A 19,764-nucleotide genomic window follows, 5' to 3' on the forward strand; every position below is an offset into this window, starting at 1 on the left:
TTTCAAGGCAAGTTGCGAATATCTTAATGGTATCAGCGAGTTATACAATTCTCTCTGATCGGACTTCTAATCCGTAGGTCGGGGATTCGAATCCCTCCGGGCGCGTACCTCCTTCCCTGGACACAGTGACATCGTTGCATTCATCCAAGGGCGTCCGGTTCCTCCTATTCGTCGGAACCGTTCCCTCCGGGCGCGCACCTCCTTCCCTGGACACAGTGACATCGTTGCATTCATCCAGGGGCGTCCGGTTCCTCCTATTCGTCGGAACCGTTCCCTCCGGGCGCGATCCACTTTCCCGAAGTAAACACAGGGTGATGCCATTTTCCGACAGCGACCGATTCCTCCTATTTTGGATTTAGACTCCTCATCACTTCGATTAAAGGACTCGCCCAAATTAGACCGATTTCTCACTAGTTCGAAATCGTTGCTCGCAATCGTTCCCTCCGGGCCCGCCAATATTCTCAGTTAAATCGGGTCATAGGTCGGGTTATGAATTCTCCTGAGGCACCTGTATCAAGCATAGTGTCTTTCTAAGTTCTCAGCTCCCCCAAGTCCTTACAAAGCTCGAGCCGAGCCTCTTCGCTCCTCGCAATGACGGATTAACCATCCGGCATATCCGACACATCCGCCTTTGTAAAAGGGACAAATATGAGCACACATTGCCTTACTGCTGCCCCCCTTTACCTTCCTTTCATTATCATTGTGAGATATTCTATAGACGTATTTCGATGTATCTCACACGTCTCTGTGGGGGTGACGGAGGCAGTGAGTGAAAGTGGTAATCTGCGGGTCTCCGCAGTGGACACGCGCCGAAATAGTTAAGGACGAGATAGTCCGGCTCCGCCGGGAATCGCTGAAGTCCGGCAAGAAGCTCCTTATCATTCACGGAGGCGAGCCCGGCCCCGAGACCGTCGCGCAGGAGTATTGCCGCGAGATCGGCGTCGACACGATTTTGCAGGAAGCCGTAAGGCGCCGTGGGGAGGACTCCTATTTCCGCAGAAACGAGCTCATCCTCGTCTATCATAAACCCGACCTGGTCGTGGGTTTCGCCCATTCATTCAAGGAAAGCAAGATTGTCACCGATATGCTGACGAGGGCCCGGGAAAAGGGCATCGAGATCAGGCCGTTGGATTATAAGGCTATTACGACGTATAACACGGACGGTACCCCCATAGGACACTATAAGTGCGGTTTGTTATAAGGAGGAGGGGCGCTCGCTTTGTCCGAATTCAGCGTCGGCTGCCGTGCCAACCCCTTCTTTTCTTTCAGGTAGTTACAACCGTTTTCCTGTGGTACACTCCTTCTCCGGTATTTATATGCCGGAAGTTAATAGGATGGAGTGATCTTAAGGTAAGGGCGTCCGGTTCTTGCGCACGCTCAGAACCGTTATCCCGCGCCTGCCCAATATCGACCATGCATATACCGTTTCTCGAAATCGACCTCGTGGCCCTGATCAAGTGGGCCGGATACATAGGCATATTCATCATAATATTCGCCGAATGCGGCGTCTTACTGGGCATATTCCTCCCGGGGGACTCGCTCCTCTTCACGGCGGGGTTCCTCGCGTCCCAGGGACACCTCGACCTGACACTGCTCATTGCTATATGCTTCGTAAGCGCTGTGCTGGGGGATAACTTCGGCTACGCGTTCGGGCGCAGGGTGGGGCCCGCGATATTCAAGAAGGAGGACTCGTTCTTCTTCCACAAGAAGCACCTCGAGCGGGCGGCCCGCTTCTACGACGCCCACGGTGGGAAGACCATAATCCTCGCCCGCTTCATGCCGATCATAAGGACGTTCGCCCCTATACTCGCCGGGGTAGGCAGGATGAACTACAGGGTGTTCATCTTGTACAACCTCGTAGGCGGCGCGCTCTGGGCGATCGGCCTGACGACCCTCGGCTATTATCTCGGCTCCACTATACCGGGCGTCGACAGGTACCTCTTCCCGATTGTGCTTATGATCATAATCATATCGATGCTTCCGGGGATCATCGCTTATCTCAGGACCGTCCTCGCCAAAAAGCAGCAGCAGTGACCTCGGCCGCGAAACCCGCATTCTATTTTCTCGCGCCCGAAAAGAGCCGCTTCAACAGAAGGCCCAGGATGTCCGGCCTTAATAGCATCGAGATAATGAACTTAAAGTCTTCGGGGCCGAGATAGACCTTTACGTCCCAGAGCCCCACGCCCGTGTCGACGACGACGCTCCCGCCCTCTACCTTAGTCCCCTTGATTATGACGTCAAGCTCCCCTGCGGGGCTCGCCACCTTCATTCCGGTTCTCCCTCCTCGCGGTCATGGCTTCCCCCCAGCATCGCCGCCTTTGCCGGATTTCTGATTATCGTTCCCGCCCGTTCATGACTCCGCCGGGTTCCGCCCGATCCCGATAAAGAAAAGGCAATAAGGGTGCCAGCGTATTCTCTATTATTTGCCGTATGAGAGCGCAGGGGAGCGGTGTAAGGTGTCAGAAAGTCTTACGAATTACGGGGTGTCAGCCGGGCTCGCCGAGGCCGCGATCCGGCGGTCATGCCCTGTCGGGTTCCGTCTCCTCCGCGTATGCCCCTGAAATATCCGCATATTCGCCCGGAGCCCCCGGCGGCTCGCCCTTCTGGCATGGGATTTGCACTCTATTTCAAGATGGAGACGTCCATGAAAGACATATATGATATGGATTTTTCCATGACCCCGTTCGTGGTGATCTGGGAGGTTACGCAGGCATGCGACCTCGCCTGCCGCCACTGCAGGGCCGCGGCGATCAATCTGAGGAGCCCGCTTGAGCTTTCGACGGAGGAGGGGTTCGACCTCATCGATAAAGTCCGCTCCATGGGTACGAATATCTTCGTCCTCAGCGGCGGAGACCCTGTAAAAAGAGAAGATATTTTCGACCTGATCGCGTACGGGGCCCGGAAGGGACTGCGTATGGCGACCATCCCCGCGGCTACCACCAGCCTGACAGAAGGGCTTGTCGCGAAGCTCAAGGAGGCGGGACTATCTCAGATAGCGTTCAGCCTGGACGGGCACGACAGGGAGACCCACGACTCTTTCAGAGGGGTTCCGGGTGCCTTCGATCTCACGATGAAGGGAGCGGATTACGCTCATTCGGAGGGCATTCCGCTCCAGGTCAACACGACTCTGGGCGCCCATAATATCGACTGCTTCGACGAAATCGCCGCGCTCGTAAGGGACCTGGGTGTCGTATTCTGGGAGGTGTTCTTCCTCGTGCCCATGGGCAGGGGGCGGCTCCTTAAACAAATGAAGTCCCGCCAGTACGAAAGGTTGTTCGAGAAGCTTTACAGGTTTTCAAAAGAGGTCGATTTCATTGTCAAGATCACGGAGGCCCAGCATTACAGGCGGTACGTTATGGAGCGGGAGGCGGAGGGGAGGGCCCCCGGCGGGAGCCCCTTTCCGGCGGATCTGCCCGATCGCATGACGCGTGATTTCGGGCCCGGCGGGAGCATAGGTCTTGCCCCGAAGGGCGTCAATTCGGGAAACGGCTTCGTGTTCGTCTCGCACACTGGCGAGGTGTATCCGAGCGGGTTCCTGCCTTTATCCGCCGGGAACGTGAAGAACGAAAGCATAGTGGATATTTACAGGAGCTCGCCCCTTTTCAGGGAGATAAGGGATTACGGGAGGCTCAAGGGCAAGTGCGGCGCGTGCGAGTTCAGGAACATCTGCGGAGGCTCGAGGGCGCGGGCTTATGCCCTCACGGGCGACTACATGGAGTCCGAGCCCTGCTGCGCCTTCGTGCCCGAAACCTACAGGCGGAGGGCCCGCGAAGGAGCGGGCGTCCGGCATGCCGGTGCGTGAAGCGGGTCCGTGGGCGCATCCGTGTTTTCCGATTCGCGGTGACGGGGTATAACAATGGCTGCTGAAAGACCTGATATAAACTTCGACCTTTCCCCCTTCATAGTTATATGGGAGGTGACACAGTCGTGCGACCTCGTCTGCCTACACTGCAGGGCCGACGCGCGCAGATGCCGGGACCCGCGCGAGCTCACTACGTACCAGGGACGGAACCTCATAGACGACATATCCGGGTTCGGATCGCCGCTGCTCGTGCTCACGGGCGGCGACCCTTTGAAAAGGGACGACATATACGACCTTATCTCGTACAGCGTAAAGAAGGGACTGCGGACGACCGTGTCCCCGAGCGTGACCCCGCTACTTACGGACGAATCCGTCCGCAAGCTCAGGCAGGCCGGCATTTCGAGGCTCGCTGTTAGCCTCGACGGCTCGGAGCCCTGCATACACGACTCGTTCAGGGGCGTCGAGGGGAGCTTTGCGAGGACGGTCGAGATACTCTCTCTATGCGTCCTCGAGGGCATACCGATTCAGGTCAATACTACGGTGACCAGGTACAACCTTGACGACTTCGAGAACATAGCGAATCTCATCGGAGGATTCAGCCCTGTCCTCTGGAGCGTGTTCTTCCTCGTCCCGACGGGGAGGGGGAGGGCGTCGGACGGCGTGAACGCGGAGGAATACGAAGAGGTCTTTGCCAAGATGTACGAACTTTCGAAGACTGTCCCTTACGACATCAAATCGACCGAGGCCCCTCATTACAGAAGGTATGCGGCTCAGGCGAGGGTGAGGGAAAGGAGGGCCGGCGAATGTCCGCTCGACGCCTCGGCCGAAAGGAAACGTGACGCGATAGGCAGGGCGCCACGCGGGATAAACGACGGCAAGGGCTTCGTGTTCGTCTCGCACACTGGCGAGGTGTATCCGAGCGGGTTCCTGCCTTTATCCGCCGGGAACGTGAAGAACGAAAGCATAGTGGATATTTACAGGAGCTCGCCCCTTTTCAGGGAGATAAGGGATTACGGGAGGCTCAAGGGCAAGTGCGGCGCGTGCGAGTTCAGGAACATCTGCGGAGGCTCGAGGGCGCGGGCTTATGCCCTCACGGGCGACTATATGGAGTCCGAGCCCTGCTGCGTTTACGTGCCTAAGGGTTTCGATATGAAAGAACCCGGGGAGGAGTCTGCCCGTGCGGCGGAAATTTAAAAGCTGCAGCACGTGCGTGCTCAGGGCCGACACCATTTTTTCGGGGCTCGATAATGAAAGCGCCCTCGGGCTCGAGAACATGCTCCAGAAATCTGTTTATCCCGAAGGGGTCGTCGTTTTTCTCAAGGGTGAGAAGCCCCGCGGAATTTACTGTATCTGCTCGGGACGCGTGAAGCTGTCCGCTCATTCGCCCGACGGCAGGGGTATCGTTGCGGGTTATCCTTCGGCCGGGAGCGTTATAGGCGTAAGAGAGGTAATGTCGGGCGAGCCGCACGATTTCACGGCGCGCACCGTCCGGGAATCGGAGATCGGCTTCATGGACCAGGAGCAGTTCCTGGGGCTGCTGAGGAAAAACGGCGGCGTATGTCTCAGACTCGCCGAGTCTCTCGGAGAAGAGCTTTCGAGGGCGTACGCTGACTTAAGGAATGCGGCCCTCGCCGGGCCCGAAGAGCGCCTCGCATCACTCCTTTTGAGACTCTGCGAGGAGTACGGCGAGACTTCGCCCGAAGGGATAGCGATAAGACTCGGCGTGAGCCAGGAGGAGATGGCGGAAATGGCGGGTATGTCGAGGAGGACCCTCACGAGGGCGCTCGACAAGCTCAAGAAAATGGAGCTCATCAAGTGCGGGAGGCGCATTACTATAGTGAGGGATAAGTCGGCGCTTAAAAACCTGATTCCTTGAAGTGGCTTGAAGTCCCGGACCATTCCCGCGTCTGTAATACGCTGAAATAACAATGGGACAAATGACTCCGTTTGGCCGCGTCAATTGTCCTTGACGGGCTTCTGCTGCGCGAGCGATAATTTTAAGTGCGCGCAACCGGAGCGGTGAACTTGTAAACGTGGGTGACGTACAGTCTCACGCGGACGTACCGGGGAATGGGGGCAATAAGATGAGCGGAGGCAAGAATGGGAATATATGAAGGCATGGAAAAAAGCAGTTACAAATGGCTGCCCGACGTGGATCTCGAGAAATGCACCGGATGCGGGAGGTGCGTCGATGTATGCACGCCGAAATCCCTCAAGGTCGTGAATAACGATTTTGCGATACTAGTCCGCGCCGATACCTGCGGCAGCGAGGGGCACTGCGTCGAGTCCTGCCCCGACGACGCCATTCACATGGAGTGGATAGAGATGACGGGGGAGCATACCGCGGGCGAGTGGAAAACGGTCATGAGGTTGTGAGCGGGAACCCGGCACGGCACATAATGTGCGGCGCAGAATCTGCGCTCATATACGATCCTACCCTTCCTCCTGCGTTCAGGCCGGCTACGAAACGGAACCCGTTCGTCCTGAGCTTGTCGAAGGACGCGTTTTTATACCCACTCTCCAGAGTGGGTGGTAGCACCTTAGAAAATATATAAACGCAGACACAACCTGAAGGACAAAGATGAAGGACAAGACATTACCTCGCCAATGCGGACGCGAAGAGCGGGTGACGAGAGAGACGGTCGCCGGAATTCTCGAAGGACACAATACGATGAGCCTCGCGACATCCAAGGACGGCTCGGTCTATGCCGCTTCGCTCTTTTACGCGAGCGACGGGCTCACGTTGTATTTCCTATCGAATCCCGATTCGGCTCATTCGGTCAATATATCCCTCGACCCCAGGGCCGCGGTTACGATAAGCAAGGACCATTCCGACTGGAAGACGGTGCGCGGGCTTCAGATACGGGGGAAGGTATACGAGGTGCCCGAAAGCGAATCGGAAGCGGCCGGAAAAATATTCGGGAAAAAATACCCTTTCCTGGCCGGGCTCCTCGATAACCCGGAATTATTCCGGGGAGCAGGGGGTATCTCTTTTTATAAAGTCGTCCCTGAAACCGTGAGGCTCATAGACAACACCGTGCGCTTCGGATACAGGGCCGAGCTCGATCTGTGACGCCGTTTGTATAAACGTCCGGGCTTCACGAGTACCTGAGCACGGGAAGCTCCAGGTCCCGCAACATGTCCATGTCCTCTCCGGGCGGGCTTCCCTTCGTGGTGAGATAGTCGCCCGAGATGATGGCGTTTGCGCCCGCGAAAAAAGCCCAGGGCTGATATTCCCCGAGTACCGCTTCCCTGCCTCCTGCGCAGAGGAGAATGCACTCGGGGAGAATGAGCCTGAATATCGATATATATCTCAACGCTTCGAGCGGATGGAGTTCGTGCATTCCACCGAGCCTCGTGCCCGGCCTGGGGTTAAGGAAATTGAGCGGCACCACTTCTGGCGCGAGGTCTCTAAGTTCGAAAGCAAGGCTTATCCTGTCGAGGGCGCTCTCTCCGAGCCCGAGTATCCCGCCTGAGCAAAGTCTCATCCCGTTTTTCTTCACGAGGCGGGCCGTATAGATGCGGTCGTCGTATCCGTGCGTGGTGCAGACCCTCGGGTAATAGTCTCTCGATGTCTCGAGGTTATGGTTATAACGGCTCACTCCGGCCTCTGCGAGAAGCCTCGCCTGCTCATCAGTCAATATTCCGAGGGAGCAGCCGACACTGAGACCCGTGTGCGTTCTGACGAGGCGTACGGATTCGAGCACCTTTTCCAGGGTCCTTCCATTAGGCCCTCTCCCGCTCATCACGATGCAGAATTCAGATGACCCTCCGGCTTCCGCCCTCTTCGCCGACTCAAGTATATTCCGGGGCTCGATGCGCGTACGGGGCTCCACGGGGCGCTCGCTGTAAACGGACTGCGCGCAGAAGCTGCAGTCTTCAGGGCAAGCCCCTGTCCTGGCGCTCGTTATGCCGCATAGATACACCCCCCGCTCGTGGCGCCTCGAAGTTACCGAATTCGAAAGGACCATTATCTCCGGGAGCCGGTTGATTCCGCAAACGGCGAGCTCCGTCGCCTCGTCAGGTGTTATGTGTCTTCCGCTCTCCGTCTTTTCTCTCACACGATCGATTATATTGTCGTCCATATCTGTCTCTCCCCTCTCATGCAATTCGCATCACGGAGCTATCGGGCGTTAACGGCTCGCCTTCACACGGGAATGATAATGTGACTGTCCCGTATCTCAACATCTCCGGCAGGATAATTTTAGTGACAACGGCTGCCGTGCGTATGAGGATTGCTTTCCCGGAACGCGGCTATATGTTGCCAGTGTCGAGCGGTACCCTTTCCCGGGCATTTTCCCGGATTCCGAGTCTTATCTTGATTCCGGAGAGTCTTATTGTTACTTCTGCGAGATAGAAAAAATGAAGTTCATTACGCCCGGTCCGCTTTCACCGTTTACGAAGGAGATGCCGTAATCTATGCTCGCGTCTTCGAAAAATTTAAGCGGAATACCTCCGCTGACCCCCACCCCTATATTCCTCAGGTCGGATAATATGTCCCGGGAGGGCCTGTCCTCGGTGCGCGGGTAGAGGGTAGGAATATACTGCGTGTTTTGAACCCAGGAAGAGAAGGTGTTTTCTGATAGTACGGTGAAAGGGGACAGCAGCTTCCCGCCGCGGATCGTCAGATAATCATTGAGAAAAAGATCCACTTCTCCGACCCCGAGACCTACGTCGATCTTGTCCTCTTCGAGCATGAATTCGGGCTTGAGGACGAAATGCAGGTTGTTTGCCAGCTGACGATGGAACATGGGCGAAAAGAGGGCATTGAATTTACGAGGGTCGTCGCTGTCGGCTAAATTCACGGACCCGCTGCCGGTGAATAGAGTCTTGGGGGGATTTGGTTCGCTCGTTTTTTTTATACCGGCGCCGGATGAGCTTAGAAATGTGACGGGGTCCGGGATTGAGGACTCGCTCTTTTGTGCCCCTCCCTCCTTCTCCTCACCGCTTTTCTCCGCCTCGAGCTCGCGCAGCCTCCGGTTCAGCTGTTCTATCTTTTCCTTGACGAGTTTTATTTCTTCATCCGTGGTTTCAGACGCGACGGACTTGAAGGATAAAAGTATTGAAATAAGTATCATGAAAAGAATGTAGAAAGTGCCCTCTGCCCTCATTTTCTTACACCCTCTTGTATCATTTTATTCGAAGTCGATTATTTCTTTCGATTCGATTGTGACGATGATGCCGTCATTAATTCCCGCAGCAGCCCTCTTCCGGTGACGACTTCGTTTTAAGTTTAATACAAGTCAAATCCCAAGGGAATGAAAACAGCCGTGGAATTTCGGTAAATCTGCAAATTGTGCGATATGACGAAATCGTGATATGTTTAACTGCGGCGAGGTAATCAGGCGGACGGGATAATTTTAATGATATGTATTTATTTTGCCGGGGATTTATTTACCGTCGCAGCCTGATGTGTATAATCCATAGCGAAATATAACGAATGTGAGGGGTGTGGCATGATCGAGAATATTAAGGTAAAGGAAATAATGACGTCGGACGTTCTTTCCGTTCACGACAGCGAGAACCTGAGCGCCGTGGCGAGGATATTCAGGGAAAACCCCGTACACCATGTGCCCGTACTCAAGGGTAAGAGACCCGTGGGCATCATCTCGACCCAGGACATCTTCAAGCTGATATTTGACTTCGACTCGACGGACACGAGGATGCTCGACACGCTGCTTGACCACACGTATAACATAAAGGACGTCATGACAGACAAGCTCGTCATATTCGAAGAGGAATCGACACTGAAGGACGTGGCGAAGATACTATCTGACAGCTCGCTCCACTCGATTCTGGTCGTTAACGCTAAAGGCGATCTCACCGGTATCATAACTACGACAGACCTGATGAGGTTCCTCTACAAGAATATCGAATAGCGCTAGAGAACGCCCCGTTGTCTGAGGTCTGTTATTACCACAGCTATATAAAGTAATATAGCCGCCCCCATAAGTATCCCCCCGACGGATATTGCAATTATGAGCGTCAGAGGGGTGAACTTGACGAGGGAGAGGACGATCGTAAGGAGGGCCAAGACGTTAAGCAGACCCGCTGTTACGACCACTTTCCTTATCCAGCCTTTAGTGCTCAATGCTCTTTCCATGCCTCCTCAGGGTGGGGTTTTACGTGGCAGTCGACGCCGATGCAGGACATCTTGCTGGAGAGTATATCATCCGCATTCTCCTCGTGCTCTTCAATCTCCTGATACGAGTTAACTGGAGCATGACAGCGGAGGCATATCCCGTTGTCGTATGTCCCGTAAAGCTCTACAGGCGTCTCGTATCCGGTGTAATAGGCCCACACGTGTCGGATGCCCGTCATCTTCGCCTTCATATTGCCGAACAGGCCGTAGTCGGAGTGGCACGTGAAGCACTGGTCGTCTGCGATCCACCGGTACTGGTAGTGTACGGAGGAAAGGTCCTCGCTGTCCGGGTCTTTCAGCCCCATCACATATCCGTGCATTATATGACATGAATTGCAGAACTCGACCTTTTTCGAATCCTCTATAGCCACGCTGAAATTGAGGAGATATGCGATGGGGGAAATGACGAAGAAGACTACGAGGAGCGCCCATTTCACGAAGGGATCGGATATCCTGTCCTCGTCCCGCCTCAGTATAGATACTATAAGGACTATGCACAGGAGTGATATCGCAAGCACGACCCAGGCGATGAGGGACAGCCCTCCGCCCGCTGCAGAATTCACGCTTTCTTCAAAAGGGTTCATGTTTCTGTACGCTCCGCGCCGTTATTCCTTGAGGCAGGACTCGAAGCCCGCCTCCTGCATGTTCCCGTATTTAAGCGTCTCGAGCCAGGCGAGAAGGTCCTGAAACTCCGCGTCCGTACCCTTGAACTTCTTCCTCTCCTTCTTCTTCGCGAGCTTCTTGCAGTCGGGGGTGTCATTGAAATAGTCCTTGGGGTTCTTCAGGAACTCGGTCAGCCATTTCCCGTCCCTGTCCGCGCCGACGTTCGAAAGGTCTCCGCCCTTGGACTCTTCCTTGTCTTCCTCGCTCTCCTTGAGCTCGACCCCTTTGGATTTGGCGAAAGCCTCCTTCGCCGCCTCGACCTGGGCCGCCTCGGCCTTTACCGTATGGCAGGTGTAGCACCGTTTCTCGACGAATACAGCGATACCCTTCTGCTGAACGCTCCCGTCTTGGGCGAACGCCGCAGCCGGCATCATAAGTATCAGCGCTAATACGTAAACATATCCGTGAACTTGAACCATGGTGTGTAGACCCCCTTGAATTTTATGGTTTCGTGACACGTGCTGCAGATCTTGTTCATGGGCTCTCGCAGATAGACTTCCTTTTCGGGGTCGAGCTTTATTTCCATACCCAGCTCTTCGCTGAGCTCGGGGGCGGTGACGATTCTGAGGAAATCCAGACTCCTCTGGTTATAATCGGCGCCGTAGACCTTCCTGCCCTCTATCACGCCCTCCGGGTGCGGGTCGTGACAGGTGAAGCAGGCGATCTTCCCGTTCTCGTCCCCGGGTAACGGTTTAGAGTCCATCCCCTCGTGCTCTTTCGAGCCCGGGTGCGCAGTTTCATCGTGGCATCCGAGGCAGTTCTCCGAAGGAGCGTCCACGAGGAAATACGTCGGGCTCTTCATCCCCTCCTTCGGGACCTCCGTGTGGCAGTCGAGGCATACGAACTCATCGTCCACCATCCCGGTATGAGGGTTCTCTTCCTCTTCCTCACCCTCTTTTTCCTGGGAGATGAGGAGGGTCGGAATGAGCAGTAAGAAAACGGCTATGAGAATAAATCTAGTAATCATAACCCCCCTGCGTGTGACATGTGTTGCAGAACGTAACCTCGTGACAGTTCCCGCACTCCCTCGGATTGGCCCGCGCCTCGATACCGTGGATGAACCTGAAATTCCTGTCGTGGACCATGATCGTGGGGAGATCTCTCCGCTTGTGGCAGTCCTCGCAGAACCTGGGCGAATGGCAAGTCTCGCACGATTCCTCGTCTGCCTTGGAGAATACGGCGTGTTTTTCCATCCAGTTGAAGTTGTGGTTCTTTGGCTCGATCTCGGCCATATTGAAATGGCAGAGGCTGCACTCGCCCGGAGCTACGTTTCCGGCCTCGGGATTGAAATGACAGAAATGACAGGTCTCCTTTCCCGGGAAGAAGGACTGCTTGGAAAGCTTAATTGCCTCTTCGATGCTCTTTTCGTCTTTCGCTTCAACGTTCATCGGGTGGCAGACGAAGCAGTCGAACCCCTCCTTCTCCATCACCTTCTTATGAGTCTCGTGGGAGTAGTTCATGCTCACGTCGAGCGGTACTTTGGGTTTCGCGCTCGACGCGTTCTCCTCCTTGTTCTGGGCGCCGCACCCTATGAGCGCGAACACAGCAGCTGTCAGTATCAATATCGCTCTATTCATCACATGCTCGTCGAGAAGAAATAACTCAGTCCCAAATCGACCCTGAAATCTTCGTTAAAATCAGGGTTGGTATTGAACTCTACGGCGGTTCTCAGCACCAGGTCCTTCAGGAGCACGTAGTCGCTCCCGACGATGTAGCTGAATGCGTTGCCGCTCTGGTTCGTGATCTTGTCATAATAAGCGTAGGCGAATGCGAACTGGAGCTGCCATCCGCTCATCACCTGCTCGTAGAGGCTCGTGTTGAGTCCTACTGCATAGTCGGTGTTCCCGCTCCCGTCGATATAGTAGAACCCCTGAAAGGCACGGAGACCTATGTCCTTCCAGAAGTCGAACATGAAGCCGAGCTTCGCTATGTTCCCGTTCGTGTTATTGTCGTCACCGGGATCGTAATTGGAATAAGCATAGCTGCCGTTGATTTCCAGGTAGGAAACCGGAACGAACGTGACGCCTACTCTCGCCTGCTGTAGCCTCCCTACGGAGAAAATGTCGAATATCGGGTCGAGCCTGTACTCGTCCCTGTCCTGGTCCAGATTGTAGTTGTCGTATTCGAGGTTCAGGTAAAGCGACCTCAGCACCGTGATCCCGACCCCTGTCGTGAGAAGACCTAGATTCCCTTCGCCTATGTCTATCTCGGCGAGTCCGTAAATGTCCGCGTAATCGGTAAACGGCACCGCCCTGTTGAAGGCGACGTTTATGAACTGCCTCGACGAGAAATCGTCAGGCGCGTAGAGCTCGTAGCCTACGGATATTATGGAACCGAGTATCGCGTCCGTTTTGAGCTTGATTCCGAACAGGCCGAAGCTGTCGCCCGGCCTCTCGGGCTCGGGCTGGAGGTCGTTTTCCTGGTAGCCTCCGTAAGCCGTTATTTCAAGCCCCTTGAGAGGCTTCACCCTGACGAGCGCGCCGTCCATCAGTATGTAGTTCACCCCTTCGGTCACCGCCTGCCTGCCGAGCCTCACCTCGTACGTGCCGGGCGTGTTCGATATATTGACGAAAGCGTTGTAGACGTCGAGCGATTCCTGGTCGCCGTTGAATATCTCTCTCCCTCTGAGGAAGGTGTTGAAGTAAACGTTGTGCCCGGGAGAATTCGCGCTCAGGTCGAGGTACTGGTAGAAGGGATAGACGTATTTTTTGTCCCCGTCGGCGTTAAGCAGCGGTGTGGGGGCCTGGAAAAGCATAAAGGCGTTTCCGTAGAGGCCGAGGCTCCTCGGACGTATAATCTCCGTCTGCCCGAAGGCCGCGACTCCCCCTGACGCCGTGATCAAGAGCAATGTTGCGGCACATAAAATCTTGTTCGCCATTAGAAAGACTACTCCGCAAGTTCAGGTACGCCGTTATCTCCGTGACATATCGGACAGCTCGCAAGCCCTTCCTGCTTTGTAAACTCCCGTATTTCCTCCAGCAGCAGGACCCCGAAGCCGGAGCGGTCCTCCTGGTGTATCACCTCGAGCGGGTGACACACGAAACAGTCTTCTCTCCCCCATCCGTCGGGATGGTCCTCCTCGGTCAGTATGAGTCCTTCGACCCCGTCGAATATGTTTCCCCAATCCTGTCCCTCGTCCTCTTCGCTCACGCAGGAGGCTAGTAATAATAGTAAGATCAGCAGGACGAGCATTTTCATATAGTGTTAGTCCTTTCGTTCATTCCGACTCGGGGCGGTTTATGCGCTCTGCCGGCGGGAGCGGAGGCAGATGAACCTCCGCCGCTCCGAGAGGCAACCCCGCTCCGTGGCAGTTTTTACAATCGCTTTCCGACTGTGGACCCGCCTGGTGATTTTCACCGGTCAGAGCGTTTCCTGCCGCATTTACACCCACATTGTCATGACATGATACGCATGCATCAATCACTGGCTGGGTCGAGAAAGTGGCTAGTACCACGTTCTCTTCGCCGACTTTTTCAAATTCCCTGAAGAAGGAAGCTTGAATTCCGTTTCCTAAGACCCCTACTCCCGGACTGAGTGTGTTCGTGTTTGGAAGATGGCACGCCCTGCAATCGCTCGTGTTCCCGGGATAGAGGACTTCGCTGAAATCGTGCAGGCTCCCCATGAAGCCGTATATAATATAAGGCTTCAGAGAGAGGTTCTCGCCCGTATGTATCTTGTGGATCATCTCCTTGAAATCAATCGACGCCGTAGTGGGTGTCAGGCTTCCCGTCCAGTCGGGCACCGGCCTTACCTCTATGTCGTCGCTCGACGGGTTGTGGCAGAGGACGCAGTATTCGGTGTTGTTGCGGAGGTTTCCGTGGACGCGGAAGTCCTTGGAGAACACACCGTGACAGGAATTGCAGAATTCGTCCTCGGTGGAGTTGTCGACCACGACCCTCCTCGGCACCGGCACGGCATCAGTGACGGCGAAGTAGCGGACTTCGTTCCTCCCCGCCTCTTCGACTTCCTCGAACAGTATCAGGTTCTCACCGCCGACCATCCTCACGATCCTACCCTCAATACCCACGGCATACGTTCCGGTGGCATTATCCGGGATTATTCCCTCGAACGTGTACGTGTAGTTTCCTTCCGCATCTGGCCCTTCTGCGCTTTCCGGGGACTCGCGGAGGAAATTATCTACACCGGGGGTTTCCACACCTGTCCCGCTGTAATCCTGTATGAAGTAATCCGTTGTAGGTCCCGCTATTACGAGGCTTATGGAGTCCATATCCGCGATGTCCACTACCTCGCCCGCATCCGTCTTGATGCTGAACGTGACTTCCGCGTGGTCGCCGGGACGGACCCTCGCCTGGCCTGTCTCGGCGCTCCTCACGTCGACTATGGCGAAGTTGAGTCCGGGGAGGCTCGAAGCCTTGAGCGGTACCGTGTGTGAGCCCGTGACAGAGATATCGAACTCTGTATTCGACTGCGGGATGTGACACCCCGAGCAGTTGTTGTCGTTTAGCTGCACGACGGGGTGATTCTCAGCAGTGGCGAAGTCGACATTGTCGTGGCACGAGCCGCAGGAAGCCCTTGTCGGGTCGTTCTTGTAGTCGACAGCCTGGGTCGCGAGGGATTCGTCGTGACACTTGGTGCAGTTCCTGTTGTCCTGCGGGAACACCACTGTCGAATAGTCGTGCACAGATCCCATGAAGCCGACTATGAAATAGGGGTTCCCCGCTTCGACGCTCGGGAGCATCTCCCCCATGTGTATCTTGTGGATCATAATATTGAAGCCGATATTGTTGCCCGAATCGGGATCTATCTGGTCGACTGTCACGCCTTCGGGAGTAATGATCTTGCTCGAATGGCAGGTTATACAGACGCCCACGTCCCTCCTGACCCCGCCGTGGAGCGCGAGCGGGTCGTGGCAGTTATTGCAGGATTCGGTCGCTACTATGTCCCTCACGGTCCTGACCTCGCCGCCGTTCGGGACGAAGTCGAATGTCGCATTCGACACCCATGTCTGACTGTCTATCGTCTTTTCGCCGTATAATGCTACCGTGTGAGTCTGTCCTCTGTTATAATCGCCGGGCAGCATCGTGGCGAATGTATAGTTGTACATGCCTCCGCCGAGGTCCTGATATTCGCCTTCGTCCTCCGAGTCTGCCTGTGTGGCGCCATTCTGATCCCTCGTAATGTAATCGATGTACTCACCGCTCTCGACTATCCGCGCGATTATAAAGCTTATCTCTACCCCGTCTCTGCTTATCGGGTTCCCGTTCTCATCGGTGAGCTTGATCATCGCGACAGGACGATTGTCGTCACCAATAAAGGCGTCGAGTATCTCTATATTCAGCTTGTTCCCGTCGAAGGGCGGCGGCGGAATTACGCCTCCTCCACCGTTGCTGCAACCACCATAGACGGATATGAGAAGGAATGGCACCAAAATAAGACGGGACAGGAAAAACAGGAAGACATTGTCGCCAGGGTCTTTTACCCAGCCAAGCATAGTTATCCTCCTCCCTTAAGACAAACTCGATGCTCTCGTTTTCATTCTAATATGTGCATTAACGATGCGTAAAGAGTTAATTTTAATCACAATAAATAACAGCGACACAAAATACCAAAGTCTAGGGAACCAAGAACTCCAGCGTTAACCTGGTGTTGCCGATATGATTAATTCCGTCATTATCCATCAAAGCGACCCCGAAAATATAGCTCTGAGAAGTATCGAACTGCGTGTCATCATCGTGGCCCGTCACCAGATCCCTTATCAGCACGACACAGTAACCGTCCTGCTGAAATTTATGCTTATTTAAAATCTCGTTAAAGTCGGGACCCTGCGGATCTGTGATATTTGTGAGACTATCGATGCCTGCTTCGGAATAATCAAGGTCGGTTGCTGTTGTTACATCTGCCACGCTTCCGTCAGGCATCCGCAAGTAATAGCCGGGTACGCCCCAAAAGCCGAATACTCTCAACCTTAGATCAGCCTTATCGGTATCGCCAAGAGCATTATAAGCCCCTGCTCCGGGATGAGCGCCGACTGCAATTATTGCATCAAGTTCGGAATCGGACAGACGTCCGAATTTTATGCTATCCAGTATAGGGCCTGCTCCGCCCTCACCGTTTGCACCATGGCATCCTGCACAATTGGTTTGGTATAAAGTATTCCCATTATCGGCATCTCGACCTTCGGCTCCAACATCGAAGAGGTGTCCGTCAAGCAAGGTAAACGCAGGGTCGAGTACTTGACCGGTCCTGGGTCCAAAGGTAATGGCTTCATCCGTACCGTCCCATATATATTGTGGTCCGCCGCGGTCGCTGCCACCAGCCCTGTTTCTAACTTCGATTCCTGTCCCGGCATCGTCTCGACGACCATCGACCGGCTCTGCAAACTGGTCGGCTGCATGACCCACCGGTTCAGAACGCGATGTTTTCCAGTGCCATATATCGGCCTTTCCGGTTTCCGGACGCATATCCATACCTTCCCCCGCCACATTATGGCAAGATGCGGCACAGCCGACCTCTTGAAATGTCCCGAACAAGCTCGATGTTCCGGGTTCTATTTCAAATGCGAACCCTATCTTGTCATCGTTTAGTTGAGAAGTCCAACCTGCCGGATCATCTGTTTTGTCAGGATCCGCAGGCCCGTTATAAAGTGCTCTTCTGCGGTCTAAATTGAATATCACGTCATTCCAACGTGCTCTGATAAAAATTTGACCGGAACCGGATGTGTATAACCCTGTTAATTTGAGCTCAGCCGGGTTCCCTCTGTTGAAATATATCGTGGCGTCGAGGGTGCCTGTCATATTTAATTGACCGTCTCCATAGAGATTACCGAAAACGACTGTAGATGTTGCGACAGAAATTTCTTCGGCTTCATTCCAAATGGGGTCGTCACAACTTACAGGTTCATCCCCCGGATCTATTAAAACTGCACTCAATACTGTAGATGTGGGTGGAGCTGGGGGCGTCGGCTGAGGAGTTATCCCTCCCCCTCCGTTACAACCGCCATAGACTGATATTAGCAGGAAGGAAAGAACGAAAAACCGGAAAAGTAAAGAACGGATAATGCCACTACGTTTGACACTCACCCTGCCGTCCATAGCGCCCTCTCCTTTAAGAAAAACCCTTGTCAAAATATTAAGTATCATGGAACTGAGAGCCGTGAAAGAGTTAATTTTAATCACAAGTGACAATAGGTTAGACTGGCATATGAAGACTCCGTGTACGCCTGTCTGTGAAGCCCGGCCGTAACCACACTGGGCATCTGCTGATAGCCGGCCGGGAGGTAACAGGGGGTAGAAATGTGATTGAATGTTGAACCGGTTTCGTTATATAATGTGGAATAACCGAATCTCATTTGAACGCTCTGTCCACTGTCAGATAATAAGACGGATTCACGCTGAATAACTCTCATATTCTCTTGTGATAACAGGCGGTTAAGTTTGGCATAAAAGTTGTATTGAGTAGGGTATTATGACCAAGCGAGCAGAGAGGGTGAAAAGAGAAATCAAGACTATATTCCGGCCCGATGCGGAGAAACCGACGAATATAGCGAAAAGTCATTCGTCCCTGTATGTTAAGGCCTGCAAAGCATTCGGCTCCTGGAGGAACGCTCTCGAGGCGTGCGGTATAGATTACGAGAGGGCGAGGAACAACAGGAAGTGGACTAGGGAAAGAATAGTTAGGGAAATAAAAAGGCTTGGTGCGGGGGGATGCTGCCTTAGGCCGTCGGTCCTCAGAAAAAACGGTATGACGACACTCGTATCCGCTGCCGAGTATCATTTCGGCTCATGGAGGAGGGCAGTCGAGCACTGCGGTCTCGATTATTCCTTCGGGAGACGGAAGAAAGGGATGAGGCTCACGGCGTGAGCCGTTTCGAGTTCCGACCATATCGCCTTCCTGAACATGCAAAGGCGTATATTATATCCATCCTTCGAGCTCCGTGAACGTGAGTGCTGCTCGCAGAGTCTGATGCATGCATCCGTAAGCGCTTGATCCCGTCTTATAGTTTAGTCTAAGCATATATAATAATTTCAGGGAGCGGTCACGTGAAGACAGGATCACGGACAATGCGTTTCGACCTGCGGGAGGTGATCCGCGCTGTCGCGGGGTTTAACTTACATCTTTGGAGAGTCCGTGGGTAAACGTCCGAGGTTCGCCCTCTGGCTTGAGTTCATCCTTATATTTGCAGGTGCGCCTGTGCTCGTACTTATCCTTAGGGACAGGTGGCTCACGGTCGGGCTTCTCTGGGCGGGAGCGGCCGGAGCATACATCTATAGCCGTCGGTTCAATGCGGACACGGTCCCGGGGGACATATCGCTCCGCGAAGGCATCAGAGATGTCATGATCAGATTCGCGGTACTGGCTCCGTTAATAACCTCAGCTGCGTGGATTGCGATGCCGGGATCATTCCTCTCGTTCCCCCGCGAGCGCCCCGGTATATGGATTCTCGTGATGCTATTGTATCCGCTCCTCTCTGTCTGGCCTCAGGAAATGGTATACCGGGCGTTCATCTTCCGCCGCTACGCGCCCCTCTTCGGCGCCTGGGGCGGGTATATCCTCGCGTCTGCGCTCGCCTTCGGGTACATGCACATTATATTTATCAATTCCATAGCGGTAGTGGTGTCGGTCCTGGGCGGGCTGCTGTTCGCCAGGAATTATGTGCGGCACAGGTCGCTCGCCCTCGTCTCCATAGAGCACGCCCTTTACGGATGCCTGATCTTCACTGTCGGGCTCGGGAGATTCTTCTTCACGGGATATGCCTGGGGCTGAGGGCTCCTCCCATCCGCGTAAGGATATCTGGCATGCACTACTTGCAAAGCCGCATTCTTTGTCGCATCTTATTTGTATGGTACTATTTTCCCTCCTCTCCGAACCGGAATAATCAATGGTGGGTGTAGCTCAGCTTGGTTAGAGCGCTAGGTTGTGGCCCTAGAGGTCGCGGGTTCAAGTCCCGTCACTCACCCCATCTTTTTTTAGGGGGAATATTCCCGGCCCTCCAATCCCCGGCGAGAGCCGAACGCGGTGTACGGGGCGCATGCGCAGGGTCCGATAGATACACTGTTATGCAGAAGTAAAAAAACGAACTTTTCCCGAAACTTCTTGGATTCCCGATTTCCAAACTTTAATAGAACACACGAAAAATACTATCAACCGACATGAATTAAAAATTTGTATGTAATCGAGTCGATATTCAGTATACTGG

General features: G+C 54.3%; 22 protein-coding genes and 1 tRNA gene. 11 read left to right on the forward strand and 12 right to left on the reverse strand.

All coding sequences use genetic code 11. The annotated features are described in order from the left end of the window. Window positions 1–769 precede the first annotated feature (769 nt). A complete protein-coding gene (locus AB1598_00770) occupies window positions 770–1,201 on the forward strand; it encodes an SLOG family protein (GenBank protein MEW6143528.1) in 432 nt (143 codons plus the stop codon). Between the two features lie 212 nt (window positions 1,202–1,413). Next, window positions 1,414–2,034, forward strand: coding sequence for a VTT domain-containing protein (locus AB1598_00775; GenBank protein ID MEW6143529.1), 621 nt, complete (start codon window positions 1,414–1,416; stop codon window positions 2,032–2,034). Window positions 2,035–2,056: 22 nt separating this feature from the next. Here AB1598_00775 and AB1598_00780 read toward each other — a convergent pair whose 3' ends face one another. Continuing rightward, on the reverse strand, window positions 2,057–2,269 hold the full coding sequence (locus AB1598_00780) for a hypothetical protein (GenBank protein ID MEW6143530.1): 213 nt from the start codon (window positions 2,267–2,269) through the stop codon (window positions 2,057–2,059). A 339-nt stretch (window positions 2,270–2,608) separates the two neighbouring features. On the opposite strand from AB1598_00780, the gene AB1598_00785 reads away from it, so the two are divergent. The 5 genes from AB1598_00785 to AB1598_00805 all read left to right on the forward strand — a co-directional run bounded on the left by AB1598_00785 (window position 2,609) and on the right by AB1598_00805 (window position 6,875). Next, window positions 2,609–3,802 carry a TIGR04053 family radical SAM/SPASM domain-containing protein gene (locus tag AB1598_00785; GenBank protein ID MEW6143531.1) on the forward strand — a complete coding sequence of 398 codons (1,194 nt, stop codon included), beginning with the start codon at window positions 2,609–2,611 and terminating at the stop codon, window positions 3,800–3,802. A gap of 54 nt (window positions 3,803–3,856) precedes the next feature. Continuing rightward, a complete protein-coding gene (locus AB1598_00790) occupies window positions 3,857–4,996 on the forward strand; it encodes a TIGR04053 family radical SAM/SPASM domain-containing protein (GenBank protein ID MEW6143532.1) in 1,140 nt (379 codons plus the stop codon). Then, window positions 4,980–5,678, forward strand: coding sequence for a Crp/Fnr family transcriptional regulator (locus tag AB1598_00795; GenBank protein ID MEW6143533.1), 699 nt, complete (start codon window positions 4,980–4,982; stop codon window positions 5,676–5,678). The genes AB1598_00790 and AB1598_00795 overlap by 17 nt, the downstream gene beginning before the upstream one ends. 224 nt (window positions 5,679–5,902) lie before the next feature. Further along, window positions 5,903–6,178 carry a 4Fe-4S binding protein gene (locus AB1598_00800; protein MEW6143534.1) on the forward strand — a complete coding sequence of 92 codons (276 nt, stop codon included), beginning with the start codon at window positions 5,903–5,905 and terminating at the stop codon, window positions 6,176–6,178. Between the two features lie 250 nt (window positions 6,179–6,428). Continuing rightward, window positions 6,429–6,875, forward strand: a complete 447-nt coding sequence (locus AB1598_00805) for a pyridoxamine 5'-phosphate oxidase family protein (GenBank protein MEW6143535.1) — start codon at window positions 6,429–6,431, stop codon at window positions 6,873–6,875. 25 nt (window positions 6,876–6,900) lie between these two features. On the opposite strand, the gene bioB is transcribed toward AB1598_00805, so the two are convergent. Then, complete coding sequence (gene bioB / locus AB1598_00810; GenBank protein MEW6143536.1) at window positions 6,901–7,887, reverse strand: biotin synthase BioB; 987 nt, start codon at window positions 7,885–7,887, stop codon at window positions 6,901–6,903. 255 nt (window positions 7,888–8,142) lie between these two features. After that, window positions 8,143–8,913, reverse strand: a complete 771-nt coding sequence (locus AB1598_00815; protein ID MEW6143537.1) for a hypothetical protein — start codon at window positions 8,911–8,913, stop codon at window positions 8,143–8,145. A 345-nt stretch (window positions 8,914–9,258) separates the two neighbouring features. On the opposite strand from AB1598_00815, the gene AB1598_00820 reads away from it, so the two are divergent. Next, complete coding sequence (locus tag AB1598_00820) at window positions 9,259–9,681, forward strand: CBS domain-containing protein (GenBank protein MEW6143538.1); 423 nt, start codon at window positions 9,259–9,261, stop codon at window positions 9,679–9,681. Between the two features lie 2 nt (window positions 9,682–9,683). On the opposite strand, the gene AB1598_00825 is transcribed toward AB1598_00820, so the two are convergent. The 9 genes from AB1598_00825 to AB1598_00865 form a co-directional block, all read right to left on the reverse strand. Further along, complete coding sequence (locus AB1598_00825; GenBank protein MEW6143539.1) at window positions 9,684–9,905, reverse strand: hypothetical protein; 222 nt, start codon at window positions 9,903–9,905, stop codon at window positions 9,684–9,686. Next, entirely contained in the window at window positions 9,890–10,528 is a 639-nt protein-coding gene (locus AB1598_00830) for a NapC/NirT family cytochrome c (GenBank protein ID MEW6143540.1), read from the reverse strand. The genes AB1598_00825 and AB1598_00830 overlap by 16 nt, the downstream gene beginning before the upstream one ends. 21 nt (window positions 10,529–10,549) lie before the next feature. Beyond that, complete coding sequence (locus tag AB1598_00835) at window positions 10,550–11,026, reverse strand: c-type cytochrome (protein ID MEW6143541.1); 477 nt, start codon at window positions 11,024–11,026, stop codon at window positions 10,550–10,552. Beyond that, window positions 10,993–11,574, reverse strand: coding sequence for a hypothetical protein (locus AB1598_00840; protein MEW6143542.1), 582 nt, complete (start codon window positions 11,572–11,574; stop codon window positions 10,993–10,995). Before AB1598_00840 ends, AB1598_00835 begins: the two co-directional genes overlap by 34 nt. Continuing rightward, window positions 11,564–12,184, reverse strand: a complete 621-nt coding sequence (locus tag AB1598_00845; protein ID MEW6143543.1) for a hypothetical protein — start codon at window positions 12,182–12,184, stop codon at window positions 11,564–11,566. The genes AB1598_00840 and AB1598_00845 overlap by 11 nt, the downstream gene beginning before the upstream one ends. Then, entirely contained in the window at window positions 12,184–13,485 is a 1,302-nt protein-coding gene (locus AB1598_00850) for a hypothetical protein (GenBank protein ID MEW6143544.1), read from the reverse strand. Before AB1598_00850 ends, AB1598_00845 begins: the two co-directional genes overlap by 1 nt. Window positions 13,486–13,493: 8 nt before the next feature. Beyond that, window positions 13,494–13,805 carry a hypothetical protein gene (locus AB1598_00855; protein ID MEW6143545.1) on the reverse strand — a complete coding sequence of 104 codons (312 nt, stop codon included), beginning with the start codon at window positions 13,803–13,805 and terminating at the stop codon, window positions 13,494–13,496. Window positions 13,806–13,824: 19 nt separating this feature from the next. Then, window positions 13,825–16,059: an OmcA/MtrC family decaheme c-type cytochrome gene (locus tag AB1598_00860; GenBank protein ID MEW6143546.1), complete on the reverse strand. Its 2,235-nt coding sequence runs from the start codon at window positions 16,057–16,059 to the stop codon at window positions 13,825–13,827. Between the two features lie 121 nt (window positions 16,060–16,180). Then, the gene (locus AB1598_00865) at window positions 16,181–17,659 is read right to left on the reverse strand and encodes an ethylbenzene dehydrogenase-related protein (GenBank protein MEW6143547.1); all 1,479 of its coding nucleotides are present in this window, start codon (window positions 17,657–17,659) and stop codon (window positions 16,181–16,183) included. Window positions 17,660–18,032: 373 nt separating this feature from the next. On the opposite strand from AB1598_00865, the gene AB1598_00870 reads away from it, so the two are divergent. The 3 genes from AB1598_00870 (at window position 18,033) to AB1598_00880 (ending at window position 19,527) form a co-directional block, all read left to right on the forward strand. Further along, window positions 18,033–18,428, forward strand: a complete 396-nt coding sequence (locus AB1598_00870) for a hypothetical protein (protein ID MEW6143548.1) — start codon at window positions 18,033–18,035, stop codon at window positions 18,426–18,428. A gap of 267 nt (window positions 18,429–18,695) precedes the next feature. Next, window positions 18,696–19,331, forward strand: a complete 636-nt coding sequence (locus tag AB1598_00875) for a CPBP family intramembrane glutamic endopeptidase (GenBank protein ID MEW6143549.1) — start codon at window positions 18,696–18,698, stop codon at window positions 19,329–19,331. Between the two features lie 118 nt (window positions 19,332–19,449). After that, window positions 19,450–19,527: transfer RNA gene (locus AB1598_00880), tRNA-His, on the forward strand. The last annotated feature ends 237 nt before the right edge of the window (window positions 19,528–19,764 follow it).

The sequence above is a fragment of the Thermodesulfobacteriota bacterium genome (assembly GCA_040754335.1).
GTDB lineage: Bacteria > Desulfobacterota_D > UBA1144 > Nemesobacterales > UBA2774 > 2-12-FULL-53-21.